The sequence below is a fragment of the Ralstonia soli genome (genome assembly GCF_023955655.1).
GTDB classification, from domain to species: Bacteria; Pseudomonadota; Gammaproteobacteria; order Burkholderiales; family Burkholderiaceae; genus Ralstonia; species Ralstonia soli.
Window position 1 is genome coordinate 303,728 of sequence record NZ_JAMXHT010000008.1, and the last position, 24,919, is coordinate 328,646.

The window sequence follows — 24,919 nt, forward strand, 5'->3', positions numbered from 1 at the left end:
CCTTCACGGGCCACGCCAACTCTCCCGGTTTCGTCCACTGCCTGCTCCACCAGGCCACAGAATCAAGGACGAGACCATGCCCCAAGCCAAGAAAGCCGCCCCCGCCGCATCGTTCGACTCGCTGCAGTCCGAGCTCGACCAGAAATTCGCCTATCCGGCATCCAGCAAGACCTACATCGCCGGCAGCCGCCCGGACATCCGCGTGCCGATGCGCACCATCAAGCAGACCGCCACGCGTACCGACAAGGGCGAGATGCTGAACCCGCCGGTGCCGGTGTACGACACCTCGGGCCCGTACTCCGACCCGGACGTGCACATCGACCTGAAGGCTGGCCTGGCCCCGCTGCGCGCCAAGTGGATCGACGAGCGTGGCGATACGGAAATCCTCTCGGGTCTGTCGTCCGAGTACGGCCAGAACCGCGCTAACGACCCGGCCACCGCGCATCTGCGCTTCTCGCACATCTCCAAGCCGCGCCGCGCCAAGGCTGGCGCCAACGTGAGCCAGATGCACTACGCGCGCCGCGGCATCATCACGCCGGAAATGGAGTACGTCGCGCTGCGCGAGTCGCTGAACCTGCAGGCGCTGCAAGACAAGCCCGAGTACCGCCAACTGCTCAAGCAGCATCCGGGCTTCTCGTACGGCGCCAACCTGCCGCAGCGCCCCGAAGACATCACGCCGGAATTCGTGCGTGCAGAAATCGCCGCCGGCCGCGCGATCATCCCTGCCAACATCAACCACACCGAGCTGGAGCCGATGGCCATCGGCCGTAACTTCCGCGTGAAGATCAACGGCAACCTCGGTAACTCGGCGGTCACCTCGTCGCTGGCCGAGGAAGTGGAAAAGATGGTGTGGGCAATCCGCTGGGGCGCCGACACGATCATGGACTTGTCCACTGGCAAGCACATTCATGAGACGCGCGAATGGATCCTGCGCAACTCGCCGGTGCCCATCGGCACGGTGCCCATCTATCAGGCGCTGGACAAGACCGGCGGCGTGGCTGAAGACCTGACGTGGGAAATGTTCCGCGACACGCTGATCGAGCAGGCCGAGCAAGGCGTCGATTACTTCACCATCCACGCCGGCGTGCTGCTGCGCTATGTGCCGCTCACGGCCGACCGCATCACGGGCATCGTCTCGCGCGGGGGTTCGATCATGGCCAAGTGGTGCCTGGCGCATCACAAGGAAAACTTCCTGTACACGCACTTCGACGAGATCTGCGAAATCATGAAGGCGTACGACGTGTCGTTCAGCCTGGGTGATGGCCTGCGCCCGGGTTGCATTGCTGACTCGAACGACGCTGCGCAATTCGGCGAGCTGCACACGCTGGGTGAGCTGACCAAGAAGGCGTGGGAGCACGACGTGCAGGTGATGATTGAAGGCCCGGGCCACGTGCCGCTGCAGCGCGTGCAGGCCAACATGGACGAAGAGCTGAAGCACTGCTTCGAAGCCCCGTTCTACACGCTGGGCCCGCTGGTGACGGACATTGCGCCGGGCTACGACCACATCACCAGCGGCATCGGTGCAGCCAATATCGGCTGGTACGGCACGGCCATGCTCTGCTATGTCACCCCGAAGGAACACCTGGGCCTGCCGGACAAGGAAGACGTGCGCGAGGGCATCATCACCTACAAGATCGCTGCGCATGCGGCTGATCTTGCAAAGGGCTGGCCGGGCGCGCAGTTGCGTGACAACGCGCTGTCCAAGGCGCGCTTCGAGTTCCGCTGGGAAGACCAGTTCAACCTCGGCCTCGACCCGGAAAAGGCACGCGCCTTCCACGATGAAACGCTGCCGGCCGAAGGCGCCAAGATCGCGCACTTCTGCTCGATGTGCGGTCCGAAGTTCTGCTCGATGAAGATCACGCAGGAAGTGCGCGACTACGCGGCCACGCTCGACAGCAACGCCACCACCGCCGTGAGCGGGATGGAAGAGAAGTCGATCGAGTTCCGCAAGAGCGGCAGCAAGATCTACAGCTAAGCCATAGCCAACCGGACGGCGCGATGCCAACTTCCACGTCCTTTGACGTAACGATCCTCGGCGGCGGCTTGGCCGGCCGCCTGTGTGCCTGGCAACTCGCGCAAGCGGGGGTGCCGCCGGCACGCATTGCCGTGGTGGAGCGCGGCGCGCGCGATGGCAGCAGTGCTGCCGCACACGTGGCGGCCGCCATGCTGGCCCCGCTGGCCGAGGCCGCCGTGGCTGATCGTTTCGTCGTGGACTTGGGGTTGGCAAGCCTGGGGCTGTGGCGCGATTGGCTGCCCAAGCTGCGTACGCCCGTTTTTTTTCAGGAAGCCGGCACGCTGGTCGTGTGGCATGCGGCCGACCGTGGTGAGGCATCGCTGTTTGCCAACCACGTGCGTGCTGCCGCGCCGGCCGAGCGTGTCGCCGCAGATTTGCGCGCGGTGGACGCCACCGGCATCGCCGCGCTGGAGCCGCTGCTCGCGCAACGCTTTACGCAGGGGCTGTATCTGGCGGGCGAAGGCCAGCTCGATAACCGTACCCTGCTCGACGCGCTGGCAACCGAACTCGAAGCGCTCGGCGTGCAGTTGTGCTGGAACACGGAAGTCTCCGATCCGCACCCCGATGCATTGGCTGCTGCCGGATTGGGCGCACGTCTCGTGCTCGATTGCCGTGGGCTCGGTGCCAAGCCGCAATGGCCGCGCCTGCGTGGTCTGCGTGGCGAGGTGGCGCGCATTCATGCGCCCGATGTGTCGCTTACGCGGCCGGTGCGCATGCTGCATCCGCGCTATCCGCTGTACATCGCGCCCAAGCCGGGCAACGTGTACGTGATCGGCGCGACGGAAATCGAGTCCGACGATATGTCGCCGGCCAGCGTGCGCTCCACGTTGGAGTTGCTGTCTGCCGCGTACGCCGTGCACCCCGCCTTTGGCGAGGCGCGCGTGCTGGAACTGAACACGCAGTGCCGCCCCACCCTGCCCGACCATCGCCCCGCGTTGCGCTGGGATCAGACTGGGAAAGCGCTGGGCACGCTGTCGGTCAACGGCCTGTACCGGCACGGCTACATGATCGCGCCCGCCGTCACGCAAGCTGCGGTGGCGGCGGCACGTGATCTGCTGGACGGCCGTGCCATCGATGCGGACGCCTGCGAATGGCCTGAGCTGTTCGCCGCAAGCGCATCGCCCGAACCTGTTTTGTCATGACGCTGAACGTCACCCTCAACGACCTGTCGCTCGCGCTGCCCGCCGGCAGCACGCTGGCTGATGCCATTGGTGCTGCCGCGCCGCAACTGCAGATCGCGCCGCCGTTTGCCGCCTCCGTGAACGGCGATTTCGTGCCGAAGACGCGCCACGCGCAGCACGCGCTCAAGGCCGGCGACCGTATTGCACTCGTCCAGCCTGTCGTGGGCGGCTAGGAGTTCTTGATGACCACTACGAATCTTTCCGCGCTCACCGGCCAAGCCGATTCGCTGCGCCTGTACGACGAGACCTTCGCCTCGCGCCTGCTGCTGGGCACCGCGCGCTATCCGTCGCCGCAATCGCTGGAAGACGCGGTGCGCGTGTCCAACCCGGCCATGCTGACGGTGGCGCTGCGCCGCCAGAGCGCGGGCTCGCCTGAGGGCGGCGCCGGCTTCTGGAAGATGCTGCGCGAACTCGGCGTGCCCGTGCTGCCGAACACCGCCGGCTGCTATTCCGCCGACGAGGCGGTCACCCTCGCGCAGATGTCGCGCGAAGTGTTCGAGACCGACTGGATCAAGCTCGAAGTCATCGGCGACGACTACACGCTGCAGCCCGACACGCTCGCGCTGCCCGCAGCGGCCGAACGCCTCATCAAAGACGGCTTCAAGGTGCTGCCGTATTGCACCGAAGACCTCGTGCTGTGCCGCCGCCTGCTCGACGTCGGCTGCCAGGCGCTGATGCCGTGGGCCGCGCCCATCGGCACCGGCCGTGGGCCCACCAACCCGTATGGCTTGCGCCTGTTGCGCGAGCGCCTGCCCAACGTGCCGCTCATTGTCGATGCGGGCCTGGGTGTGCCCTCGCATGCCACGCAGGTCATGGAGTGGGGCTACGACGCCGTGCTGCTCAACACCGCTGTCGCGCAAGCGGGTGACCCCGTGGCGATGGCGCAGGCGTTTGCGATGGCCACGCAGGCCGGTCGCCTGGCGCGCCTGTCCGGTCCGATGCCGGAGCGCGATGTCGCCCAGGCCAGCACGCCGGTGGTGGGTTTGCCCTTCTGGCATGCGGAAGAGAAGCAAGCATGAGCCTGTCCGCCTTGCGTTTTTCCGCCGCGTGGCCCGAAGCGGCTGCCCTTGCGGCACAGATCATCGATCGCCATGTCGAAGCCTTCGGCCGCTCGCCGCACGCCTGGAGCGTGACAGACCGCGCCGATGAAGCGACGACCGCCACAACGGTCCTGCTGACCACCGACGCTGCGCGAGCCGACCGCGCCCGCACCGCCGGTGCAGCCGTTGTGCTCACGGCAGCGGAAGGCGATCAACGCATCGACACCGTACACGATCGCCTCGGCACGTACCGCTTCTCGTCGGCTGCCCAAGGCGATGCGCTCGACGCACGCTTCGTCGCCATCTTCGGCGCGGCACTCGCGCTGGCATTCGAGCCGCGCGATGCGCTGTGCGTGGCCCGTGCGTGGATCGCCGAAGCGAATGCCGATGCGCTGACCTGGCCCACGCGTTTCGACGCCCTGCCGCGCGTGCTCGAACCTGCATTGCCGTGCCCGACCGCAGCGGACCTCGCCTTCGCACCGTGCCCGACGCAGCTCGGCCTCTACGCCGTGGTGCCGGATGCCGAATGGGTCGCGCGCCTGGTCGCCCTCAAGGTGCCGACCGTGCAGTTGCGCTTCAAGTCGGACGATGCGCACGCCGTGGCCGACCAGGTGCGCCGCGCAGAAGCCGCCGCACGCGGCAGCAGCACGCGCCTCTTCATCAACGACCACTGGCAGATCGCACTCGACGTACACGCACAGGTGGCGGGCAGCGGCCTCTACGGCATCCACCTCGGCCAGGAAGACATCGACGATGCGGACCTCGAGGCCATTCGCTCCGCTGGCCTGCGTCTGGGCATCAGCACGCACGGCTTTGCCGAGATGCTGCGCGTTGCCCCGCTGAACCCGAGCTACCTCGCGCTGGGCGCCGTGTTCGCCACGCCCACCAAGACCATGCCGACGGTGCCGCAGGGCCTTGGCCGCTTGTTCGCCTATGCAGCGGCCATGCGCACACGCGTGCCGGCCCCGCCTTTGGTTGCGATAGGCGGGATCGATCTCGCTGCAATGCCGCGTGTGCTGCAGAGCGGTGTCGGTAGCGTGGCCGTGGTGCGTGCCATCACCCAGGCGGAGGATGTGCCGGCCGCCGTCGACACGCTGCAAGCGACGTTTGCGGCGCACGTACGCGCCTGACGCGCAAGGGCCGTTGCGCTGACCTATCCTGCTTGTGCGCCGCCGTGGCCGATGCTGCGGCGGCTTCCTAAAACACGCTGCAGGAGACAGACATGGCGGTCCAGCCCATCCCCGAGGGTTATCACAGCGTCACCCCATACCTGAGCATCAAAGGCGCCGCACGCGCGATCGATTTCTACAAGCAGGCCTTCGGCGCCACCGAAATCATGCGCATGAACGGCCCCAACGGCACCATCGCGCACGCCGAAATCCGCATCGGCAATTCGCCCATCATGCTGGCCGACGAGTTTCCCAACATGGCCTGCGCCAGCCCCGAGACGCTGCAGAGCACGTCGGTCGGGCTGATGATTTACGTGCCCCACGTCGACACCGTGTTTGCCAACGCCATCAAGGCCGGCGGCACGGAGGTCCGCCCGGTGGTGGACCAGTTCTACGGCGACCGCTCGGGCACCCTGAAAGACCCGTTCGGCCACGTGTGGACCGTGTCCACGCATGTGGAAGACGTCGCGCCCGACGAGATGGCCCGGCGCATGGAGAAATGGACGAAGGAGCAGGCCGGCGCGTCGGCGTGAGCCCGTGAGCCGAAACGAAAAAGCGCGGATCAACGTCCGCGCTTTTTCTTTGCCCGCGTGTGCCGCCTAACGCGGCTGGCAGCTCACCTGCACGTTGTTCACATCGCCGTTGACGGTGCCACTGCCGTTGGCCACCGTGCAGTTGGCCGATGCAGGCTGCGCGCTGATCGTCACCACATAGCTGCCGCCAAACGGCACCAGCCCACCAAACACAAACGTGCCGTTGGCGGCCAGCGTGAGCGAATCGCGCCCGTTGTTGAGCAACACGATCGACTGGCCCGCCGGCAGCCCGCTGAGCGTGCCGCCAATCGAGAAGACGCTGCCGATGGGCGAGCCGATGCTGACGTAGCCGTTGCAGGCAGTCAGCAAGCTGCACAGCATCGCCACGGTAAGACAGCGGACTCGCATGATCGGCAGACGGTGCATGGCGACTCCTTGGGTTCAATCCTCGTCGACGTCCACTTCCAGCGCGCGCGGTGCGGCCAGCGGGCGCGGTGCAAAGCCGTGGTTGAGCGGGCCGGCCCCGCGCCCGAGCGCCAGGTGGCGGCCGGCGCCGATGGCGTGCAGCAGAAAATCGAGCGAAGCCTCGATGGCCGCTTCCAGCGTGTCGCCGCGCGCGAGGTGCGCGGCAATCGCGGCCGACAGCGTGCAGCCGGTGCCGTGCGTGTGCGGCGTGTCGATGTAGGTGTGGGCGTAGACGCGTTCGGTGCCGTCGGCGGTGACGAGCACATCCTGCAGCACGCCGTCTTCCCCCGCCGTGGCGGCATCGGCCAGATGGCCGCCCTTGAGCAGCACGGCACGCGGGCCCAGCGCGAGCAGGTCGCGCGCGGCGGGCAGCATGTCGTCAGCCGTGCGCACGGTGCGGCCGAGCAACGCGCTCGCCTCCGGCAGGTTGGGCGTGATGATCAGCGCGCGGGGGAACAGCCACTTCGCCATGGCCTGCGCCGTGGCATCGCTGCCGAGCTGCGCGCCGCTGGTGCTGACCATGACCGGGTCGACGACGAGGTTGGCGATGGGGTGGCGGTCCAGCGCGGAGAGAATGGCCTCCACTACCTGCGGCGTGCCGAGCATGCCGGTCTTGGCGGCATCGACACCGATGTCGCTTGCCACGGCGTCGATCTGCGCGGCAACGATGTCCGGCGTGAGCGCTTCCACCGCCGTCACGCCCAGCGTGTTCTGCGCGGTGATGGCCGTGATGGCCGACATGCCGTAGCAGCCGAGCGCGGCAAACGTCTTCAGGTCGGCCTGGATGCCCGCCCCGCCGCCGCTGTCCGAACCGGCGATGGTAAGCACGCGCGGCACGTGCGAGGCAGGGGCGGCAAACGCAGCGAGGGTCGGGTCGGTGATCGTCATGGCGGGGTACGTGTGCGAGCGGCGTTGGGGGTTGCTTGCACTATAGCGCTATCGCGGCCGGGCGGGCGCACGAGGCATGGAGTCCCTCGGAGGAGGCTCCGGCAGCCATGGGCGAGGCTCAGAGCGGCAGCGCCGACGCTCTGAGAACCAGCCTCGGCTCTCAACGTGCCAGCGTTGGGTCTCGGAGAGCCAGCTCCACCGTGTGGCGCGCCCATGTTGCGTTGCAAAGTGCCAGTGCCCGGCTCTTTGCGTACCAGCTTCTGCTCTCGGAGCGCGAGCGTCGCGTCTTGACGAGCCAGTGTCGAGTCTCAGCGAACCAGCAGTGGGACCCGAAGAGCCAGCGGTGGGACGCAGAGAGCCAGCGGTGGGACGCAGAGAGCCAGTGGTGGGACTCAGAGAGCCGGTGGTGGGACCCGAAGAGCCAGCGGGGAGACTGCCTGAGCCAGTGGCGGGGCACAGAGAGTCCGTAGTGGGACTTGGAGCATCGGTGGCGGGGCGCAGAGCATGACCGCCGGCTCGCAGCGCCCCGTGTGCGGGCACTGTGGGACCGCGTTCAATCCATCAAGTCCGTGTAGTCCGCAGCGGCGTAGCCCTGGGCGCGCACCCACGGTGCCGTGGCCGGCGCGGGCAAGGCCGTCACGCGCGTGAGCTTGCGCTGGCTGCCGCTGGCATTGCGCGATTCCACGCGGCGCGGGTATTGGCCGGCCACGTCCCAGTCGACCGTGACGGTGCGCTCGCCCTGCTTCGCCTTGTAGGTCTGCACGCCGTTGCGCACGGGGCCCTGGGGGCGCATGCCTTTGAGCGCGGCCGGGTCGAGCAGGTGGTACGCCGTCGCCCACGAGCCGTCGAAGCCGATGTTGGAATACTCGGCGGGCTCCACGGCGTAGTTCTTCTGCTGCAAAACGCTGACCACGCGCACGGTCAACGCGCCCTTGGCGTCGCGTTCGATCCAGCGCGGGGCGGTGTCGGTATCGGCGTGTTTGTGGCCGGCGTGGGCGTTGGTGTGGTCGTGCTCAGCGTGGGCAGACTCGGGCGGCAGTTCACGGGCAATCCACACGCGGTCGCCCTGGCGGTAGACGCGTTCGGCAAAGCGCACGTCACGCTGGATGCCGTCGGTGCCGAGTGACGACATCTGGTGTTCGACGCGCAGTGCGGTCAGCGCATTCGAGGAGGCTGGGCTCGCAGCCTGTGCGGTGACAGCGAGTGTGGCGAGCGCGAGCGAAAGGAGAAAACGGACAGATCGGGTCATGCGAATTCGGTGCAGCGAACAGAAAAAAACGCATGCCGATGGTCTCGGCATGCGCGTCAATGGAAACGCCGGAATCAGAGGCCCATGGCCGTCTTGACCACGCCGAACACTTTCGTGTTGTCCAGCGTGCCCTTCAGCGGTGCGCTGCCCGGACCAGAGGAGAACAGCATCACATCCCCGCCGCCGTGCGTTTCCGAACCAGGCGTGCCGAGCTGCACGCCCACTTCCTGCAAGTAATCGTCGGCTGCCGTGTCGACTGCGGCGAGGTTGTCGCGCGTGGCCTTGCGCGGGCCGCCGCCATTGCCGAACACGAGCGTGGTGTACGGCAGGCCATCAGCGGCCAGTTGCGGCTGCTTGGTCTTGATGTCGGTGGAGAGGCCCAGGATCGGGTTGCCCTTGTGGGCGTAGCCGTTGATCGTCATCGTGTGGTCGTGGTCGGCCGTGACGACGATCAGCGTGTTCGACAAGTCCGCCGTGCCCAACGCGCGCTTGATGGCTTCGTCAAACGCACCGGCATCTTCCAGCGCGCGCTTGGCGTTGGTGCCGTGCAGTGCGTGGTCGATGCGGCCGCCTTCCACCATCAGGAAGTAGCCCTTGCCGTTCTTCTGCAGCACGCGGATGGCCTTCTCGGTCATGTCGGCCAGGCTGGGTTCGTCGATGCTCTTCTTGACGCGGTCCAGCTCGTAGTTCATGTGGTCGAGGTTGAACAGGCCGAGCAGCTTGGTGGTGTTCGTCGGGTCCACGGCAGCGAGTTGCGTACCGGTCGACACATACGTGTAGTTGGCTGCGGTGAACTGGCCGATCAGATCGGTGGTGTCGGTGCGCTTGCTGCCGGTGGTGCCCTGCGGCAGGTAGTGGCGGCGGCCGCCGCCGAGCAGCACGTCCACGCCGTCCTTCAGGGCGGCGTTGTACAGCGTGTTGCCCGGTGCGCCCTGCGCGGCGATCTGGTTCTCGCCGTCGCGGTGGCAGATGTGCGAATACGTGGCAGCGGGCGTGGCGTGCGTGATGCGCGTCGTGGTGACGGCGCCCACTGATTTGCCGGCGGCCTTCGCCAGCTCCAGCAGCGTGGCGGCCGGCGTGCCGTTGTTGGCCGGGCACGTGCTGTCGGATCCCGTCACGTAGCCCTTGCCGGCGCTGTCGCTGGCCTTGGTGTCCTGCGACATGGAGATGACTTCGTTGTTCATCTTCACGCCGGTCATGTAGGCCGACATCGACGGGGCGCTGTCGGTGGTCTGCGCATCGTTGGAGTACGTCTTGATGCGCGCCGTGCGCCTGAGCGTTTCCATCGTCAGGCGGCCGGCTTCGCCCACCTTGTAGATGCGCGTGGCGGTGACGGTGGTCGGGCCCATGCCGTCGCCCAGGAAGAAGATCACGTTCTTGGCTTCGCCGGCGGCGTGCGCTTGGGCCCAGGCACCGGCGGCCAGCGCCAGCACGGTGGCCTGAAGGATGCGATTCGGGATGCGATTCGATTGCGTGTTCATGTTTGCCCTCTCCCTCTTACAGGCCCACGGCCTGCTTGATGAGGCCGAAGACCTCGGTGTTGTCCATCGTGCCGGTAAAGCGCTCGGCGCCCAGGCCGCGCGCGCCGATGAAGACATCGGTGCCACCGTGCGTTTCGCCGCCCGGTGCGACCGGGATTGCGGCTTCCTGGTGATACGTCTTGTCGTACACGGCGGCGTCCGTCAGTGCGCCGCGCGTGGCGGGGCGGTTTTCACCCGTGCCGAAGCCGATGATGGTGAACGGGTTGCCGCCGGTGTCGGTGGCGTTGGCGCCGTTCACGTAGCTCTTGAGCAGGCCCAGCACGCCGGGGTTGGCATCGCTGGTCGGGCCCGTGCGCTTGGCGTAGCCGTTGAGCACCAGCGTGTGGTCGTGGTCGGCCGTGACGACGATCAGCGTGTTCTTCAGGCCCGGGTCGATCGTGTTGAGCTTGTCGATCGCACCGCGAATGGCGGAGTCGAATGCCACGGTGTCCTGCAATGCCTTGCGGGCGGTGGTTTCGTGCAGCGCGTGGTCGATGCGGCCGCCTTCCACCATCAGGAAGAAGCCCTTCTTCTTGGCGGCGAGCACGTCGATGGCCTTGTTGGTCATCTCGCCCAGGCTCGGTTCCTTGCTCGGGTCACGGTCCAGGTCGTACGACATGTGGCTGCTGGTGAACAGGCCCACGACCTTGTTGTCGGTGGCGGCCAGCGTGTCGAACTCGGCCTTGTTGCTGGCGTAGCGGTAGCCGCCGGCCTTGAATTCGGCGATCAGGTCGCGGCCGTCGGTGCGCGCGCCGCCAGCGGTGGTCGGCTGGAAGTGCTTGCGGCCGCCGCCGAAGACCACGTCCACACCGTCGCCGAGTGCGGCGTTGAAGCCCTTGCCGGCCGGCGTGAGTTGCGCGGCGATGGTGTTCTCGCCGTCGCGGTGGCAGATGTGCGCGTACGTGGCCGCCGGCGTGGCGTGCGTGATGCGCGTGGTGGTGACCACGCCCGTGCCGTAGCCGGCTGCCTTCATCAGTTCGAGCAGCGTGGTGACGGGCTTGCCGTTGCCGCTCGGGCAGGTGCTGTCGGCGCCGGAGAGGTAATCCTTGCCGCCCGCGTCATAGGCCATGGTGTCGGCCGACATGGAGATGACTTCGTTGTTCATCTTCACGCCGGTCATGTAGGCGGACATCGACGGCGCGGAGTCGGTGACCTGCGCGTTGTTCGAATACGTACGCACGAAGCCGGTTTCCGGCAGCGTGTCCATGGTCAGCTCGCCGTCTTCGCCCACCTTGTAGATGCGCGCGGCGGTCATGGTGGTCAGGCCCATGCCGTCACCGAGGAAGAACACGACGTTCTTGGTCGGGGTGGTGGGCGTGCCGGCATCCGGCGTGGCGTTGCCGGTGGTGGATGTGCCGTCGCTGCCGCAGGCGGCCATGGCCAGCGCGGCGGCCGCGGCGGCGGCGTATTTCGTGAGTGTGTGGTTGTGCATCGTTGGCTCCCTGAACGATGCCCGGCACTTTGGTGGTGGCGTGTGGCAGGGGTGTGATGCGGGGGCAGCACTTCCTAACCGGATCGAAAGGTTCGAATGTGACGGTGCATTGACAGTGCGCCGTATGGTCGACTACGGGGATTTGCTCGCCAGGGCAAGCGCGTAGGCGGCAAAAGGGCCGCATGTGACGCCCCCGACATGGTTGCGCCCGCCCGAATCCGCTACAATCCAGCCCATTCCGAGGAGCGTTGCAACGGTCGGCTCAGTCCCACCGCCAGGCTCGGAAGTTCAAACGGCGCTCGCAGTATCGTGGCTACACGATGGCGAGAACGCATCTATCCGGGGTCCAGTGCAATGGGCCCTGTCTCAGCGGTTGCCTCCCCAGCGTGCAGTCACCCCAATTTTCGGAGTGATCCAATGAACGCTGTGACCGACCTCAAGAACGATTACCTCGTCGCCGACATCAAGCTGGCCGACTGGGGCCGCAAGGAAATCGCCATCGCCGAGACGGAAATGCCCGGCCTGATGGCCATCCGCGAGGAGTTTGCTGCCAGCCAGCCGCTCAAGGGCGCGCGCATTGCCGGTTCGCTGCACATGACCATCCAGACCGCCGTGCTGATCGAGACGCTCAAGGCGCTCGGCGCCGACGTGCGCTGGGCCTCGTGCAACATCTTCTCGACGCAGGACCACGCTGCCGCCGCGATTGCCGCATCGGGCACGCCGGTGTTCGCGTTCAAGGGCGAGTCGCTCAAGGAATACTGGGACTTCACCCACCGCATCTTCGAATGGGCCGACGGCGGCACGCCGAACATGATCCTGGACGACGGCGGCGACGCGACGCTGCTGCTGCACCTGGGCGCCAAGGCGGAAAAGGACGCCTCCGTCATTAGCAAGCCGGGCAGCGAAGAAGAGACCTTCCTGTTTGCCGCCATCAAGGAAAAGCTCGCCAAGGACGCGACCTTCTACAGCCGCAACCTCGACGCGATCAAGGGCGTGACGGAAGAAACCACCACGGGCGTGCACCGCCTGTACCAGATGGCCCAGCGCGGCGAACTGCGCTTCCCGGCCATCAACGTGAACGACTCGGTCACCAAGAGCAAGTTCGACAACCTGTACGGCTGCCGTGAATCGCTGGTCGACGGCATCAAGCGCGCGACCGACGTGATGATCGCTGGCAAGGTGGCGATCGTGGCCGGCTACGGTGACGTGGGCAAGGGTTCGGCCCAGGCACTGCGCGCGCTGTCCGCGCAAGTGTGGGTGACGGAAATCGACCCGATCTGCGCGCTGCAAGCGGCGATGGAAGGCTACCGCGTGGTCACCATGGACTACGCCGCCGAGCACGGCGACATCTTCGTCACCTGCACGGGCAACTACCACGTCATCACGCACGACCACATGGCCAAGATGAAGGATCAGGCCATCGTCTGCAACATCGGCCACTTCGACAACGAGATCGACATCGCCTCGGTCGAGAAGTACCAGTGGGAAGAGATCAAGCCGCAGGTTGATCACGTGATCTTCCCCGACGGCAAGAAGATCATCATCCTGGCCAAGGGCCGCCTGGTGAACCTGGGCTGCGCCACGGGCCACCCGTCGTACGTGATGAGCAGCTCGTTCGCCAACCAGACCATCGCGCAGATCGAGCTGTGGACCGAAGCGCAGAAGGGCTCGAACAAGTACCCGGTGGGCGTGTACACGCTGCCCAAGCACCTGGACGAGAAGGTCGCCCGCCTGCAGCTGAAGAAGCTGAATGCGCAGCTGACCGAGCTGACCGATCAGCAAGCGGCCTACATTGGCGTAAGCAAGCAAGGCCCGTACAAGGCTGACCACTACCGCTACTAAGCCGTACCCGCCGGCGGCATCTCTGCCGCCGGCACTCAACTCGAGGACTCCCCCATGAGACTGCTCGCTGTCTGGGTCATCAACGCGCTGGCGTTGTTGCTTGTCGCCTATCTGCTCCAAGGCATCCACGTGAATGGCTTCGGCTCCGCGCTGATCGCGGCGCTGGTGCTGGGTCTCGTGAATACGCTGATCCGTCCGATCCTGGTCATCCTCACCTTGCCGGTGACGCTGCTCACGCTCGGGCTGTTCATCTTCATCATCAACGCGCTGCTGTTCCTGTTCGTCGGCAACCTGCTGGCGGGCTTCCAGGTGGCCAGCTTTGGCGCGGCGCTGTTGGGTTCCATCCTGTACAGCGTGATCTCGTGGCTGCTCTCGAGCCTGCTGCTGCGCGAGGCTTAAGGTTTCTGTCATGCAAGACCGTCAATTCAGTTTTGAATTCTTCCCGCCCAAGACGGCGGAAGGCGCCGAGAAGCTGCGCAACACGCGTGCGCAGCTCTCGCCGCTCAAGCCGCGCTTCATCTCCGTGACTTTCGGCGCGGGCGGCACCACGCAACAAGGCACGCTCGACGCCGTGGTGGAGATCCAGCGCGAAGGCATCGAGGCCGCGCCGCACCTGTCGTGCGTGGGCTCGTCGCGCGAGAGCATCCGCGCCATCCTCAACACGTACCGCGAGAACGGCATCCGCCGCATCGTCGCGCTGCGCGGCGACATGCCCTCGGGCATGGGCGAGATCGGTGAATTCCGCTTCGCCAACGAGCTGGTCGAGTTCATCCGCCAGGAAACCGGCGAGGCCTTCCACATCGAGGTGGCGGCGTACCCGGAATACCACCCGCAGGCACGCTCGCCCAAGCACGATCTGGAGAACTTCGCCCGCAAGGTGAAGGCCGGTGCCGACTCCGCCATCACGCAGTATTTCTTCAACGCGGATGCGTACTTCCAGTTCGTTGACGATGCACGCAAGCTTGGCGTGGAAGTGCCCATCGTGCCCGGCATCATGCCGATCACGAATTCGTCGCAGCTGATGCGCTTCTCCGAGATGTGCGGCGCCGAAGTGCCGCGCTGGATTGCCAAGCGACTGGAAAGCTTTGGCGACGACCGCGAATCCATCCGCGCCTTCGGCCTGGATGTGGTGACGGCCATGTGCGACCGCCTGCTGCAAGGCGGCGCGCCGGGGCTGCACTTCTACACGCTCAACGCGGCCGGCGCCACGCGCGCCATCTGGCAGCGCCTGGGCTTGTAACCGGGTAACGACGTGGCCGCGGCGCCGGATCCGCTGATCGCCTGGCTGCTGGATGAGCTCCGGCCGCTTGCCGCGCAGATCGGCGAGATCCGCGCGCGGAGGATGTTCAGCGGCGCGGCGCTGTATTACGACGACATCGTCTTTGCGCTGGTGATTCGCGGCACGTCGTACCTACGTGTGGATGACCTCACACGCGCGCGCTTCCTCGCAGAAAAGTCGGTGCCGTTCAGCTACGAGCGCAACGGCCGCACGATCAGCATGACGGGCTACCTGAGTACGCCGGCCGAGGCGCTCGACGGTGGCCAGCCATTGCGTGACTGGGCACGGCTGGCGATCGAGGCCGCGCTGCGCGAGGCGAATGCCAAGGCGGCCAAGCCCAGGCGCACCGCGGCAAAGAAGGCACCAAAGACAACGGCGACCAAGAAGGCCGCCGCCAAGACAGTCACTGCAAAGACCACCGCCACCAAGAAGACGGCCAAGCGCTGAACGCTCAGTACAGCGTCGTCTTCAGCCGTTCGGGCAATTCACGGTCGTAGGCTTCCCCATCGAATGCGCCGCCGCTGATGCGCTGCAGGATCCTGCCTGCGGTCGGCAGTGCGGGCTTTGGCTCCTGCGCGCGCTCCCACAGCTTCGAGCGCACCAGCGCCTTCGAGCAGTGGAAGTACACCGATTGCACCTGCACGAGGATCACGCTGCGCGGGAGCTTGTCCTGCACGGCAAACGAAGCGAGCAGTGCCGGGTCGGCCGAGATGGTGGCCGTGCCGTTCACGCGCAGCGTTTCGCCCGCGCCCGGCACGATGAAGAGCACCGACACGCGTCCGTCTTCAATGATGTTGCGCAGATTGTCGATGCGGTTGTTGCCCGGGCGGTCGGGAATCGCCAGCGTGCGTTCGTCGACGATGCGCACGAAGCCCGGGGCGTCGCCCTTGGGCGAGGCATCCGTGCCACCCGCACCCACCGACGACAGCACGATGAACGGCGAGGCCTCCACGAACGCGCGGTAGTCCGCGTTCAGGTGGTCGATCTCCTTGAGCAGCGAGCGCGGGTTCGGGGCGCCATAGATGGCTTCGAGGTCGGCAACGGTCTTCAGCGTGTGGGGCATGCGCATTCCTTGGGGCGATTCAAAATACGCCGCGCTCGGTGACGATGCAGTCGAGCGCGATATCGTGCGGTTGCGGCGCGATGGATTCCACCCGGTTCACCTCGTACGCGATGCCGATGGTGCGCGGACGGTGGCCGGCGGCATGCAGCGCAGCAAGCGTGCGGTCGTAGAAACCGCCGCCGTAGCCGATGCGGTAGCGCTGCGCATCGAAGCCCACGCACGGGATCAGCAAGACATCGGGCGTTTCGCTCTCGCCCGAGCGGGGGATGGGGATGTTGTACGCGCCCGGCGTCATTTCACAATCGGGCGTCCAGCGCCGAAACTGCAGCGGCGAAAACTTGTCTGTCACCACGGGCAGCAGCGCATGGCGCGCGGCATCGGCCGTCAGCCAGTGGCCCAGCACGGTCAACGCATCGAACTCGCCCTGCGTTGGCCAGTAGGCGGCCAGACGTTGGACGGGCAGCGTGCTCAGCAGGTCAGCGAGGTGATGCGCCAGCGCGGCGTCGTGCGCGATGCGCTCAGGCAGCGCGGCGCGCGCATCGAGCAGCATCGTGCGCAGCGTGCGGCGGGACTCGATCGGGGTGGTGGAATTGGCCGGATCGTGCGGGTTCCCTAAGGCTGGCATGGGATAATCGACGGACCTAACAGTGATTGGATGGGGTAGGAGATGGCATTGAAGGGCAAGGCAGTATATCGCGCGGCCGCACTGGCTTTTGCGGGTGTGGTCGGCGTGAGTGTGGTGGGCCCGCTGAGTCCCATTTCGATGGCGGTGGCCGCCAAGCGCCAGGCGCCGCAAGGCATTCCGGCCAATCCGGACGATGCATTCGTCGAGTTGCGCAACGCCGCCCGCCGCAACGATGTCGCGCGCAGCTGGGAGCTGGCCGACAGCCTGTCCGACTACCCCATTCAGTCGTACGTGCAGTATTTCCGCATCAAGCCGCAGCTGTTCGACGCCAGCGGCTATGCCCGCGTCGATGCGCCGGAAGATGAGATCCGCACGTTCCTGCAGCGCTACAAGGGCGAGGCGATTGCCGACCGTTTGCGCAACGACTGGCTGCTCGTGCTCGGCAAGAAGCGTGACTGGGCGACCTTCGATGCCGAGTACCCGAATTTCGTGCTGAAGGACGATACGCAGGTCGAGTGCTACGCCCTGCTCTCGCGCGCGATGAAGGGGCAGAACGTGGCCGCCGATGCGCGTAATACGTTGTCCGACCCCAAGGGTTATGGCGAAGGCTGCGTCGACCTGATCGGCTATCTGGCGCAATCGAACCAGTTCACGCGTGCGGACGTCGCTTTTGCGGCGCGGCTGTCGCTGGAGCAGAACCTCGTCACGCAGGCCTCGCGCATTGCTGCGGTGCTGCCCGATGGTGACCGCGTGGACAACGACACGCTGGCCAACGTGACCCGCATGGCGCGCAATGATCCGTCGCAGGCGACGGCCTACCTGCTGTCGCAAAGCGGCAGCCTCTCGCGCGAAGAGCAAGGCGCGGGCTGGGGCGTGATTGGTCAGTACGCGGCCAAGAAGCAGACGCCCGATGCGCTGGACGCCTACCGCCGTCAGATGAAGCTGGGCGGCGATGCGTGGCTGTCGGACGAATCGCAGGAATGGCGTGTGCGCACGGCCCTGCGCGCCGGTGACTGGAAGATGGTGCGCCAGGCCATCGACGCCATGCGCCCGACGCTGCGCAGCCGCGATCCGGCCTGGACGTACTGGTACGCCCGCGCACTCAAGGCAGATGGCCGCAACGATGACGCCAACAAGCAGTTCCAGTCCATCGCCGGGCAGTTCAACTTCTATGGCCAGCTCGCGCAGGAAGAGCTCGGCCAGCGCATCACCGTGCCGCCGCGCACGACCGTGGCCGACGCCGAGATCGACCCCATCGGCCGCAACCACCCGGGCTTCGCGCGCGCCAAGAAACTGTACGACCTGAACCTGCGCTTTGAAGGCAACCGCGAGTGGAACTGGGAGCTGCGTGACATGAGCGACCGCGAGCTGCTGGCAGCGGCGGAATACGGCCGCAAGCTCGGCCTGCTCGACCGCACCGTCAACTCGGCCGACAAGACCAGGACCGAACATGACTTCTCGCTGCGCTTCCCGACGCCGTATCTGAACGTGGTCCAGCGCAACGCCGACGCCGTGGGGCTGGATGTGGCCTGGACGTACGGCCTGATCCGCCAGGAGTCGCGCTTCATCATGGATGCGCGTTCGTCGGTGGGCGCTTCGGGTTTGATGCAGGTGATGCCGGAAACCGCCAAGCACATCGCCAAGAAGATCGGCCTGCCGGGGTTCCGTGTTTCGCAGATGAGCGATATCGATACCAACGTGCTGCTCGGTACGGCCTACCTGTCGATGATCCTGACCAACCTGGACAGCTCGATGACGCTGGCCACCGCGGGCTATAACGCGGGCCCGGGCCGTCCGAAGCGCTGGCGCTCGACGCTCACGCGTCCGGTGGAGGGCGCGATCTTCGCCGAGACGATTCCGTTCAACGAGACGCGCACGTATGTGAAGAACGTGCTGTCGAACGCGACGTACTACAGCGCGCTGCTGACCGGCCGGCCGCAGTCGCTGAAGGATCGCCTGGGCAAGGTGGTGCCGGAATCCGTCACGCCGGATGATCTGCCGTAAGCGACGCGGCCGTCATCCGCTTCACACGAAACGCCCGCTGCGACGCGGGCGTTTTTCATTGCGGCATGCGCCTGCTGGATCACAACAGTGCGGGCTTCGACACACCGGCAGCACGCCACGTGCGCGCACCTTGGGGGCGATGGCGTTCCGGGCCTATTGTGGTGAGGCGCCACTCGCCTCTCTCCTCCCCGTTCTGGAGATGCCACCATGCACACCTCCAACCTGCTCGTTTTCGGCGGTACCGGTTTTGTCGGCACGCAGTTGCTCTCGCGGCTGGTGACAGAGACCTTTGCCGCACCCGGCATGCCCGAAGGCCGTGTGATCGTGCCCACGCGCGATGCCGAATCCGCCCGTGCGCACAACCTCACGCTGCTGCCGCGCGTGGATGTGATGGACGCCGATATCTACGCCGACGATGCCCTCGATGCATTGTTCCTGGCGCTGACCGAGCGCGGCGGTGAGCACTGCGCCGTCATCAACCTGGTCGGTACGCTGCAGGATGCGCGCGAGATGCCATATGGCCCGAACTTCCAGCGCGTGCATGTCGATCTGCCGCGCCGCATCGTCGATGCCTGCCGCCGCCACGGCGTGAAGCGGCTGCTGCATATGAGCGCGCTGGGCGCCGATCCGGCCGGCCCATCGATGTACCAGCGCAGCAAGGGCGACGGCGAGCGCGTGGTCATGAGCAGCGAGCTGGACTGGACGGTGTTCCGGCCGTCCGTGGTGTTCGGGCCGCAGGATCATTTCCTGAACCTGTTCGCCCGCATGCAGCGCGTGGCCCCCTTCGTGCCACTGGCCTGTGCCGAGGCTCGCTTCCAGCCCGTGTATGTGGACGACGTGGCCGCCGCCTTCGTCAACGCGCTCGACAACCCGGCCACCGTGCGGCACGCGTATCCGTTGGTAGGGCCGCGTATCTACACGCTGGCCGAACTCATGCGCTTTGCGGGGCGCGCCAGCGGCCACCCGCGCTGGATCGTGCCGCTGCCCGAGGGTTTGGGCCGCATGCAGGCGGCGCTGTTCGAGCATCTGCCGGGTGCGCCCATTTCGCGCGACAACCTCGACTCCATGCGCGTGGATAACGTCAGCGCCGAGCCGGTGGCGCCGGAACTGGGCATTCACCCGCTCGGCATGGAAGCGGTGATGCTGCCCGCGCTTGCCGGTTTCGGGCCGAACTCCGCACTGCGCAACGCTCGCGCCCGCGCGCATCGGTAGCAGGTAACAGGCACCGAAGTTGCGGGCCCGGTTGTGAATGCCCTTCACAACGGTGGCCAATCCGTTTCATTTTGTGGCGGTGCAGCGCAAGGCTAGAATGGTTCGTTCGCCTTGCGCCGCAGCCTTTTGCCATCATCAAGAACTAGAGCATCCGGGGCGCTGCGATATCCAGCCGGCGAGCCCCTCACAACACGAGCTGTGCACTCTCCAAGGACAGGCATCATGAAACTGGTCATCGGCAACAAGAACTATTCGTCGTGGTCGCTACGCCCGTGGCTGCTCGCCAAGCAGGCCGGCATTCCGTTCGAGGAGATCCGCGTGCGCCTGCTGAGCGAGACCTTTGCCGCCGACGTGGCACGCCATTCGCCGGCCGGCCGCGTGCCCGTGCTGGTCGACGGCGACATGAACGTGTGGGATTCGCTCGCCATCTGCGAGACGCTGGCCGAGCGCTTTCCACGCGCGCAGCTGTGGCCGGCTGATCCGAAGGCCCGCGCGCACGCCCGCTCGATCTGCGCGGAGATGCACTCCGGCTTCACCAACCTGCGCAACAACATGCCGATGAACGTCACGGCCGTGCTGCCCGGCATGGGCTGGAATGTGGCCGTGCAGCGCGACATCGACCGCATTGCCACGATGTGGACCGAACTGCGCCAGAAATACGCATCACAAGGTCCGTTCCTGTTCGGCCACTTCACGGTGGCGGATGCGTTCTACGCGCCGGTGGTCAGCCGCTTCGCCACCTACGGCGTGCGCCTGCCCGAAGCGGCCAAGGCCTATGCCGACACCATCCTTAACCTGCCCGCCATGCAGGAATGGATCGACGGTGCACGCGCCGAGCATGACTTCCTCGCCGACGACGAGCCCTACCGCACTGCACTGGACGAAGAAACGCTTGTTGTTGCCAACCACGCTGCCAATCAATGACGGAACGCGCAACAGAAGCGGAAGCCATCGTTGATCCAGCCACGCACGGGCTGGATGTGTATGCCGTGGGCGGCGCCATTCGTGATGCGCTGCTCGGGTTGCCGGTGCAGGACCGGGATTACGTTGTCGTTGGCGCCACGCCGGAGGGCATGGAGGCGCGCGGCTTTCGCGCCGTCGGCAAAGACTTCCCCGTCTTCCTGCATCCGGTCACTCATGCCGAGTACGCGCTTGCGCGCACCGAGCGCAAGACGGCGGCCGGCTACAAGGGCTTCTCAGTCTACTACGCGCCCGACGTCACGCTCGAAGACGACCTCATCCGTCGCGACCTGACCGTCAACGCGATGGCGCAGCGCGTGGCCGAAGACGGTGCGCTGGTCGGCCCCGTCATCGACCCCTATGGCGGGCAGGCCGACGTAGCGGCGCGCACGTTCCGGCATGTGTCGGATGCGTTTGTGGAGGACCCGGTGCGCATCCTGCGCCTCGCACGGTTTGCCGCGCGTTTTGCCGATTTTCATGTCGCGCCCGAAACCAACGCGCTGATGCAGCGCATGGTGCAGGCCGGCGAGGTGGATGCGCTGGTGCCCGAGCGCGTGTGGCAGGAAATCGCACGCGGGCTGATGGAGGCGCACCCGCAGCGCATGTTTGCCGTGCTGCGCGACTGCGGCGCGCTGGTGCGCCTGTTGCCCGAACTCGACCGGCTGTGGGGCGTGCCGCAACGCGCCGACTACCACCCGGAAGTCGATACCGGCGTGCACACCATGATGGTCATCGAAACGGCTGCTGCCATGGGGACGACACTGCCGGTGCGTTTCTCCGCTCTGGTGCACGACCTCGGCAAGGGCACCACGCCTGAAGATATCCTGCCGCGCCACATCGGCCACGAAGGGCGCAGCGTACCGATGATCGAAGTGGTCTGCCAGCGTCTGCGCGTGCCGACCGAGTGCCGCGAACTGGCGCTCGTGGTCGCGCGCGAGCACGGCAACATCCACCGTTGCGATGGCTTTGATGCGGCAGCGCTCGTTCGGCTGCTGGAGCGCTGCGATGCACTGCGCAAGCCCGATCGTTTCCGTCAGGTGCTGCAGGCCTGCGAAGCGGATGCCCGTGGCCGCCTCGGGTTTGAAGACCGCAGCTATCCCCAGGCGGAACGCCTGCTGCACGCGCTGCAGGCAGCGTCCTCCATCGATGCAGGCGCCGTCGCCAAACGCCATGCCGACCACCCCGCGCATATCAAGCAGGCGGTCCACCAGGCGCGCATCGAGGCCGTCGCGCAAGCCGGCGTATGAGCCGGCCTGGGCGGCTTACTCGAACGGCGTGTCGTTCGGGTTGGCGTACAGCGCCTTCAACTGATCGTTCATCGGGAAGTTGAAATTCAGGTTCTTGGGCGGCACGGGTTTCTCGAACCACTTGGCGTAGAGCGCCTTGATCTCGCCGCTCTTCATCACGCCCACCATGGTGTCGTCGACCAGCTTCTTGAACTGCGGGTCATCTTTGCGCAGCATGAAGCCGTACGCTTCAAACGACTGCGGCGTGCCTGTCACGACCCAGTCGTCGGGCTTCTGCGCAAGGGTGCGCGCGCCGGCTAGCAGCACATCGTCCATCATGAACGCCGCCACGCGGCCGCTTTGCAGCGTGAGGAACGACTCGCCGTAATCCTTGCCGCTGATCACGTTCATGTTCATCTTCTTCTCGTCGTTCATCTTGCGCAGGATGCGCTCCGACGTGGTGCCCGCGTTGGTGATGACGGACTTGCCCGCCAGATCGGGGAAATCCTTCACGCCCGATTTCACATTGGTCAGCAGACGCGTGCCGGCGATGAAGAACGTGGTCGAGAACGCCGTCTGCTGCTCACGCGATTTCAAATGCGTGGTCACGCCGCATTCCAGGTCCACCGAACCGTTCTGCACCAGCGACGTCCGGTTTTGCGACGTCACCGGAATCTGCTGAATCTGCAGGTTGGGCTTGCCCGTCTTCTTCTTCACCGCGTCGATCACGCGCGCGCACAGGTCAGCCGAGAAGCCGATGATCTGGTTCTTGCTGTCGCGGTACGAAAACGGGATCGACGACTCGCGCACGCCAATGAGGATCGTGTTGCTGTCCTGGATCTTCTTGAGCGTGCCGTCGAGCGCTTGGGCGTGCGCGGTGGCGGCAAGCAGGCCGGCCAGTGCCAGCGGGATGCAGCGAAGGGTAAAACGCATGGTGTCCTCCAATGGTTGTGTGGCGCGGCGTGATACGTGTCACGCCGTCTCGGGGATGTCTTCGAGTGAGGTCTGTTACGCGGTTGCCCGGTGGCGCTAGCGGCCGAACCAGCTGCGCAACTCGGCAGCGCTGGCCAGCGGCAGGTGCAGTGCGTCGAGATGCCGGCGCAGGTTGGTAACGAGTGCCGCGTTGTCGGGCGCAGTCGTGCCGTCGGGCAGCGCCATGTTGTTTTCGAAGCCCAGGCGCGCATGGCCGCCGAGCAGCGCCGCGGTGAGCGCGCATTCGGCTTCACGCGGGCCGAACGCGCACATCGCCCACGGCACGTTGGCAGTCAGCTCGCCACCGTCGGCCCACGCCTGCAGGAACGGCAGCAGATCCGACGGATCGGAGCGCTGACCCGCGCTGTAGCGGCCGAGCACGAACAGCACCCAGTGCGGGGTGTCTGGCAGCACGCCGCGCGCACGCAGGTCGCGGTAGCGCACCACGTCGTCGGCGGAATAGAGGATGTACTGGATGGCCGTGCGCGCGGCGGCCAGCTCTGCAAAGAAGCGTGCTGCTTCGGCCTCGTGCGCTGCGTCGGGCACCAGTTCGCGCAGTGCGGCGGAAATCGCCTCGGGCTGCAGGGTGCGCACCGAGGCCATCTGCTGGGCGGGCGTATAGATGCCGACAGCTTCGGTGGTGATCTGAATCACCAGCGCATCGCCCACGGCCTGCTGCACGGCGGCGATGGCCGGGCGGTAGTCGTCGGGCTCCAGGCTGTGCGTGCCGTCGGGGCGGCGCACATGCAGATGCAGCATTGCGGCGCCGGCATCCACGCACTGGCGCGCGCAGGCAGCCAGTTCGTCGGGCGTGATCGGCAGCGCCGGATGATCGACGTGCGTCTTGCGCGCGCCATTTGGCGCGACGGCGATGGCGATGGGGTGGTGGCTCACGCAGCCTCCAGCGCATTGGCGGTGGCAGCGTCCACGGCATCGCCCAGGCGCTCAACGATGGCGTCGATGTCCTGCGCGGCGGCGATGAACGGGGGGGCCAGGAGGATGTGGTCGCCGCGCTGGCCGTCGATCGTGCCGCCCATCGGGTAGACCATCAGGCCGCGCTGCATGGCCTCGGCCTTCACGCGCGCGTGCGTCTTGCGTGCGGGCGACAACGGCGCCTTGGTAGCGCGATCGGCCACCAGCTCCACGCCGACGAACAGCCCGCGGCCGCGCACGTCGCCCACGTGGGCGTGGTCGGCAAAGCGTGCACGCAGCGCCGCGCGCAATTGCTCGCCGCGCGCCTGCACGTTGGCGAGCAGGTTCTCTTCCGCAATCACCTTCTGCACTTCCAGCGCCGCCGCGCACGCCGTGGCATGGCCGATGTAGGTGTGGCCATGCTGGAAGAAGCCGCTGCCGCGCGTGATGGCGTCGTAGATGCGCCGGTTCACCAGCGTTGCGCCGATCGGCTGATATCCGCCGCCCAGGCCCTTGGCGATGGCGACCATGTCCGGCACCACGCCGTCTTCCTCGCAGGCAAACAGATAGCCGGTGCGGCCCATGCCGGACATCACCTCATCGAGCAGCAGCAGCACGCCGTGGCGATCGCACACCGCGCGGATCTTGCGGAAGTAGTCGCCCACCGGCGGCACTGCGCCGGCCGTGGCCCCGACCACCGTCTCGGCCACGAAGGCGGCGACGTTGTCTGCGCCGAGTTCGACGATCTTCGCGTCCAACTCGTCGGCCAGGCGCTGCACATAGTGCGCGTCGCTCTCGCCATCGAGGCGCTCGCGATACGCATAGCACGGCGACACATGGTGCGCCGGCACGAGCAGCGGCAGGAACGGCTCGCGCCGCCATGCGTTGCCGCCAATCGCCAACGCGCCGAGCGTGTTGCCGTGATAGCTCTGGCGACGCGCGATGAAGTACTGGCGTTGCGGCTGGCCGATCTCGACGAAGTACTGGCGTGCGAGCTTCAGCGCGGCCTCGATGGCTTCCGAGCCGCCGGAGACGAAGTACACGTGATTGAGATCACCCGGCGCGGCGTCGACGAGGCGCGCGGCGAGTTCCTCTGCCACGTCGGTCGTGAAGAACGACGTGTGCGCATAGGCGAGCGCGCGTACCTGTTTGCAGATGGCCTCGACCACGCGCGGATGACCATGGCCGAGGCACGAGACGGCGGCGCCCCCGCAGGCGTCGAGATAGCGTTTGCCATCGGAGTCGATGAGCGTCATGCCCTCGCCGCCGACGGCGGTGGGCAGCGTCTTGCGAGGGTCGCGGTGGAAGACGTGGGTAGTGGACGGTGTCATGG

General features: G+C 66.5%; 24 protein-coding genes and 1 riboswitch. Of the genes, 14 read left to right on the plus strand and 10 right to left on the minus strand.

Annotation, left to right across the window (positions count from 1 at the left end):
* Positions 1-76 precede the first annotated feature (76 nt).
* From thiC to NG900_RS22290, 6 genes are all read left to right on the plus strand, one after another.
* Positions 77-1,975: a phosphomethylpyrimidine synthase ThiC gene (gene thiC, locus NG900_RS22265; RefSeq protein ID WP_252683813.1), complete on the plus strand. Its 1,899-nt coding sequence runs from the start codon at positions 77-79 to the stop codon at positions 1,973-1,975.
* A 23-nt stretch (positions 1,976-1,998) separates the two neighbouring features.
* Positions 1,999-3,156: an FAD-dependent oxidoreductase gene (locus NG900_RS22270; RefSeq protein ID WP_252683815.1), complete on the plus strand. Its 1,158-nt coding sequence runs from the start codon at positions 1,999-2,001 to the stop codon at positions 3,154-3,156.
* Entirely contained in the window at positions 3,153-3,368 is a 216-nt protein-coding gene (gene thiS, locus NG900_RS22275; protein ID WP_252683817.1) for a sulfur carrier protein ThiS, read from the plus strand. The genes NG900_RS22270 and thiS overlap by 4 nt, the downstream gene beginning before the upstream one ends.
* A gap of 9 nt (positions 3,369-3,377) precedes the next feature.
* Positions 3,378-4,214: a thiazole synthase gene (locus NG900_RS22280; protein WP_252683819.1), complete on the plus strand. Its 837-nt coding sequence runs from the start codon at positions 3,378-3,380 to the stop codon at positions 4,212-4,214.
* Positions 4,211-5,365 (plus strand): thiamine phosphate synthase, encoded by a 1,155-nt coding sequence (locus tag NG900_RS22285; protein WP_252683821.1) that lies wholly within the window; start codon positions 4,211-4,213, stop codon positions 5,363-5,365. Before NG900_RS22280 ends, NG900_RS22285 begins: the two co-directional genes overlap by 4 nt.
* A 92-nt stretch (positions 5,366-5,457) precedes the next feature.
* The gene (locus NG900_RS22290) at positions 5,458-5,937 is read left to right on the plus strand and encodes a VOC family protein (protein WP_252683823.1); all 480 of its coding nucleotides are present in this window, start codon (positions 5,458-5,460) and stop codon (positions 5,935-5,937) included.
* A 66-nt stretch (positions 5,938-6,003) separates the two neighbouring features.
* On the opposite strand, the gene NG900_RS22295 is transcribed toward NG900_RS22290, so the two are convergent.
* From NG900_RS22295 to NG900_RS22315, 5 genes are all read right to left on the minus strand, one after another.
* Entirely contained in the window at positions 6,004-6,363 is a 360-nt protein-coding gene (locus NG900_RS22295) for a DUF4369 domain-containing protein (protein WP_252683825.1), read from the minus strand.
* 15 nt (positions 6,364-6,378) lie between these two features.
* On the minus strand, positions 6,379-7,290 hold the full coding sequence (gene thiD, locus NG900_RS22300; protein WP_252683827.1) for a bifunctional hydroxymethylpyrimidine kinase/phosphomethylpyrimidine kinase: 912 nt from the start codon (positions 7,288-7,290) through the stop codon (positions 6,379-6,381).
* 553 nt (positions 7,291-7,843) lie between these two features.
* Positions 7,844-8,539: a hypothetical protein gene (locus tag NG900_RS22305; protein WP_252683829.1), complete on the minus strand. Its 696-nt coding sequence runs from the start codon at positions 8,537-8,539 to the stop codon at positions 7,844-7,846.
* Positions 8,540-8,613: 74 nt separating this feature from the next.
* Positions 8,614-10,020, minus strand: a complete 1,407-nt coding sequence (locus NG900_RS22310) for an alkaline phosphatase (protein WP_252683831.1) — start codon at positions 10,018-10,020, stop codon at positions 8,614-8,616.
* A 16-nt stretch (positions 10,021-10,036) separates the two neighbouring features.
* Positions 10,037-11,491, minus strand: coding sequence for an alkaline phosphatase (locus NG900_RS22315; RefSeq protein WP_252683833.1), 1,455 nt, complete (start codon positions 11,489-11,491; stop codon positions 10,037-10,039).
* 234 nt (positions 11,492-11,725) lie between these two features.
* Positions 11,726-11,799: riboswitch (S-adenosyl-L-homocysteine riboswitch) on the plus strand.
* A 109-nt stretch (positions 11,800-11,908) separates the two neighbouring features.
* On the opposite strand from NG900_RS22315, the gene ahcY reads away from it, so the two are divergent.
* From ahcY to NG900_RS22335, 4 genes are read left to right on the plus strand one after another with little or no spacing between them, the layout of a single operon-like run.
* Positions 11,909-13,333 (plus strand): adenosylhomocysteinase, encoded by a 1,425-nt coding sequence (gene ahcY / locus NG900_RS22320; protein WP_252683835.1) that lies wholly within the window; start codon positions 11,909-11,911, stop codon positions 13,331-13,333.
* Between the two features lie 54 nt (positions 13,334-13,387).
* Positions 13,388-13,732 carry a phage holin family protein gene (locus NG900_RS22325; RefSeq protein ID WP_252683837.1) on the plus strand — a complete coding sequence of 115 codons (345 nt, stop codon included), beginning with the start codon at positions 13,388-13,390 and terminating at the stop codon, positions 13,730-13,732.
* Positions 13,733-13,742: 10 nt separating this feature from the next.
* Positions 13,743-14,573, plus strand: coding sequence for a methylenetetrahydrofolate reductase [NAD(P)H] (gene metF, locus NG900_RS22330; RefSeq protein ID WP_252683839.1), 831 nt, complete (start codon positions 13,743-13,745; stop codon positions 14,571-14,573).
* A 12-nt stretch (positions 14,574-14,585) separates the two neighbouring features.
* Entirely contained in the window at positions 14,586-15,059 is a 474-nt protein-coding gene (locus NG900_RS22335) for a TfoX/Sxy family protein (protein WP_252683840.1), read from the plus strand.
* A 4-nt stretch (positions 15,060-15,063) separates the two neighbouring features.
* Here NG900_RS22335 and NG900_RS22340 read toward each other — a convergent pair whose 3' ends face one another.
* Both NG900_RS22340 and NG900_RS22345 read right to left on the minus strand, forming a co-directional pair.
* The gene (locus tag NG900_RS22340) at positions 15,064-15,675 is read right to left on the minus strand and encodes a pyridoxamine 5'-phosphate oxidase family protein (protein ID WP_252683842.1); all 612 of its coding nucleotides are present in this window, start codon (positions 15,673-15,675) and stop codon (positions 15,064-15,066) included.
* A gap of 19 nt (positions 15,676-15,694) precedes the next feature.
* The gene (locus tag NG900_RS22345) at positions 15,695-16,300 is read right to left on the minus strand and encodes a 5-formyltetrahydrofolate cyclo-ligase (RefSeq protein WP_252683844.1); all 606 of its coding nucleotides are present in this window, start codon (positions 16,298-16,300) and stop codon (positions 15,695-15,697) included.
* A gap of 42 nt (positions 16,301-16,342) precedes the next feature.
* On the opposite strand from NG900_RS22345, the gene NG900_RS22350 reads away from it, so the two are divergent.
* The 4 genes from NG900_RS22350 (at position 16,343) to NG900_RS22365 (ending at position 21,723) form a co-directional block, all read left to right on the plus strand.
* Positions 16,343-18,304 (plus strand): lytic transglycosylase domain-containing protein, encoded by a 1,962-nt coding sequence (locus tag NG900_RS22350; protein ID WP_252683846.1) that lies wholly within the window; start codon positions 16,343-16,345, stop codon positions 18,302-18,304.
* A gap of 207 nt (positions 18,305-18,511) precedes the next feature.
* A complete protein-coding gene (locus tag NG900_RS22355; RefSeq protein WP_252683848.1) occupies positions 18,512-19,516 on the plus strand; it encodes a complex I NDUFA9 subunit family protein in 1,005 nt (334 codons plus the stop codon).
* A gap of 222 nt (positions 19,517-19,738) precedes the next feature.
* Entirely contained in the window at positions 19,739-20,440 is a 702-nt protein-coding gene (locus NG900_RS22360; protein WP_252683850.1) for a glutathione S-transferase family protein, read from the plus strand.
* A gap of 50 nt (positions 20,441-20,490) precedes the next feature.
* Positions 20,491-21,723, plus strand: a complete 1,233-nt coding sequence (locus tag NG900_RS22365) for a multifunctional CCA addition/repair protein (RefSeq protein ID WP_252683899.1) — start codon at positions 20,491-20,493, stop codon at positions 21,721-21,723.
* Between the two features lie 15 nt (positions 21,724-21,738).
* Here the strand turns inward: NG900_RS22365 and NG900_RS22370 are convergent, their stop codons facing one another.
* The 3 genes from NG900_RS22370 to NG900_RS22380 form a co-directional block, all read right to left on the minus strand.
* Positions 21,739-22,635, minus strand: a complete 897-nt coding sequence (locus NG900_RS22370; protein ID WP_252683852.1) for a glutamate/aspartate ABC transporter substrate-binding protein — start codon at positions 22,633-22,635, stop codon at positions 21,739-21,741.
* 96 nt (positions 22,636-22,731) lie between these two features.
* Positions 22,732-23,568, minus strand: coding sequence for a beta-keto acid cleavage family enzyme (locus NG900_RS22375; RefSeq protein ID WP_252683853.1), 837 nt, complete (start codon positions 23,566-23,568; stop codon positions 22,732-22,734).
* On the minus strand, positions 23,565-24,917 hold the full coding sequence (locus NG900_RS22380; protein ID WP_252683855.1) for an aspartate aminotransferase family protein: 1,353 nt from the start codon (positions 24,915-24,917) through the stop codon (positions 23,565-23,567). The genes NG900_RS22375 and NG900_RS22380 overlap by 4 nt, the downstream gene beginning before the upstream one ends.
* Between the last annotated feature and the right edge of the window lie 2 nt (positions 24,918-24,919).

Bases quoted from the DNA above. Each gene is read 5' to 3' on its own strand.
- thiC (WP_252683813.1), top strand. From the start codon at position 77: ATGCCCCAAGCCAAGAAAGCCGCCCCCGCCGCATCGTTCGACTCGCTG.
- NG900_RS22270 (WP_252683815.1), top strand. From the start codon at position 1,999: ATGCCAACTTCCACGTCCTTTGACGTAACGATCCTCGGCGGCGGCTTG.
- thiS (WP_252683817.1), top strand. From the start codon at position 3,153: ATGACGCTGAACGTCACCCTCAACGACCTGTCGCTCGCGCTGCCCGCC.
- NG900_RS22280 (WP_252683819.1), top strand. From the start codon at position 3,378: ATGACCACTACGAATCTTTCCGCGCTCACCGGCCAAGCCGATTCGCTG.
- NG900_RS22285 (WP_252683821.1), top strand. From the start codon at position 4,211: ATGAGCCTGTCCGCCTTGCGTTTTTCCGCCGCGTGGCCCGAAGCGGCT.
- NG900_RS22290 (WP_252683823.1), top strand. From the start codon at position 5,458: ATGGCGGTCCAGCCCATCCCCGAGGGTTATCACAGCGTCACCCCATAC.
- NG900_RS22295 (WP_252683825.1), bottom strand. From the start codon at position 6,363: ATGCACCGTCTGCCGATCATGCGAGTCCGCTGTCTTACCGTGGCGATG.
- thiD (WP_252683827.1), bottom strand. From the start codon at position 7,290: ATGACGATCACCGACCCGACCCTCGCTGCGTTTGCCGCCCCTGCCTCG.
- NG900_RS22305 (WP_252683829.1), bottom strand. From the start codon at position 8,539: ATGACCCGATCTGTCCGTTTTCTCCTTTCGCTCGCGCTCGCCACACTC.
- NG900_RS22310 (WP_252683831.1), bottom strand. From the start codon at position 10,020: ATGAACACGCAATCGAATCGCATCCCGAATCGCATCCTTCAGGCCACC.
- NG900_RS22315 (WP_252683833.1), bottom strand. From the start codon at position 11,491: ATGCACAACCACACACTCACGAAATACGCCGCCGCCGCGGCCGCCGCG.
- ahcY (WP_252683835.1), top strand. From the start codon at position 11,909: ATGAACGCTGTGACCGACCTCAAGAACGATTACCTCGTCGCCGACATC.
- NG900_RS22325 (WP_252683837.1), top strand. From the start codon at position 13,388: ATGAGACTGCTCGCTGTCTGGGTCATCAACGCGCTGGCGTTGTTGCTT.
- metF (WP_252683839.1), top strand. From the start codon at position 13,743: ATGCAAGACCGTCAATTCAGTTTTGAATTCTTCCCGCCCAAGACGGCG.
- NG900_RS22340 (WP_252683842.1), bottom strand. From the start codon at position 15,675: ATGCCCCACACGCTGAAGACCGTTGCCGACCTCGAAGCCATCTATGGC.
- NG900_RS22345 (WP_252683844.1), bottom strand. From the start codon at position 16,300: ATGCCAGCCTTAGGGAACCCGCACGATCCGGCCAATTCCACCACCCCG.
- NG900_RS22350 (WP_252683846.1), top strand. From the start codon at position 16,343: ATGGCATTGAAGGGCAAGGCAGTATATCGCGCGGCCGCACTGGCTTTT.
- NG900_RS22355 (WP_252683848.1), top strand. From the start codon at position 18,512: ATGCACACCTCCAACCTGCTCGTTTTCGGCGGTACCGGTTTTGTCGGC.
- NG900_RS22360 (WP_252683850.1), top strand. From the start codon at position 19,739: ATGAAACTGGTCATCGGCAACAAGAACTATTCGTCGTGGTCGCTACGC.
- NG900_RS22370 (WP_252683852.1), bottom strand. From the start codon at position 22,635: ATGCGTTTTACCCTTCGCTGCATCCCGCTGGCACTGGCCGGCCTGCTT.
- NG900_RS22380 (WP_252683855.1), bottom strand. From the start codon at position 24,917: ATGACACCGTCCACTACCCACGTCTTCCACCGCGACCCTCGCAAGACG.